At 59.8% G+C, this 967-nt stretch carries 1 protein-coding gene; it reads left to right on the plus strand.

Annotation, left to right across the window (positions count from 1 at the left end; genetic code table 11):
* On the plus strand, nucleotides 1–627 hold a 627-nt coding region (locus GSQ93_RS09115), incomplete at its 5' end, for a site-specific integrase (protein ID WP_158935347.1).
* Between the last annotated feature and the right edge of the window lie 340 nt (nucleotides 628–967).

Below are 967 nucleotides of genomic sequence, written 5' to 3' on the forward strand. Positions count from 1 at the left end.
ACCTCAATCGAGGCGATGCCCCGTGATACCGCACGGGAGCAGGAGCACTACGCACGCGTGCGCTGGCTGATCTCGATCCTATATCTGATGGGTCTGCGCATCTCGGAAGTCGTGAACAATCCGATGGGGGGCTTTTTCAGACGGCGCGATCGCGATGGCCAGGACCGGTGGTGGCTGACAATCTCCGGGAAAGGCGACAAGGAGCGCTTGCTGCCGGCGACGACCGAACTGATGGCAGAGCTGACACGCTATCGCCGACACTACGGTCTTGCGGCGCTGCCCTATGGCGGTGAAACCACACCGCTGCTGTTGCCGATCGGTGGGGCACATCGGACGATGACCCGCGGTGCGTTGCATCTCATCATTAAACAGGTGTTCGACAACGCGATCGACCATCTGCAGTCGACGGGCGAAGCCCACGAGCGTGCGGCCGAACGGTTGCGCCAGGCGTCTGCCCATTGGCTGCGGCACACGACGGGCTCTCGCATGATGGACGGTCAAGTCGACCTACGATACGTGCGGGACAATCTGGGGCATGAATCGATCTCGACCACCAGCCAATACCTGCACGCGGACGACGACGATCGGCATCGTGCAACGGAGGCCGGACTGAGACTCAACTGGTAGCAAGATGACTATCGATTCATGGGTCTGCATTGGGAAGTCAGTGACCATCCACTGCGCGGCCGCTATTGCGCACAGCAAAGGCCTCTAGTCTGACCCTGAACGGATAGTGGTACATCTCTGCAACGGCCATGTGTTGGTAACACGACTTCCGGTAACCTAGAGAGTTGTGGCAGTGGTCTCTGAATGTTCTTCATGCGTGCTCGTATGCCATTGCACTGGCCCTATGTGCTGACCGGCGTCGAGTGCCGCTACATATTCGACTTCCGAAAAAGGGCTGTTACTGGCGCTGCGTCGGCGCTTAGGCGATCACTGCCGCTTCGTCTGCCTCATGCGCCCACCG

The sequence above is a fragment of the Burkholderia sp. S171 genome, assembly GCF_009766085.1.
GTDB lineage: Bacteria > Pseudomonadota > Gammaproteobacteria > Burkholderiales > Burkholderiaceae > Caballeronia.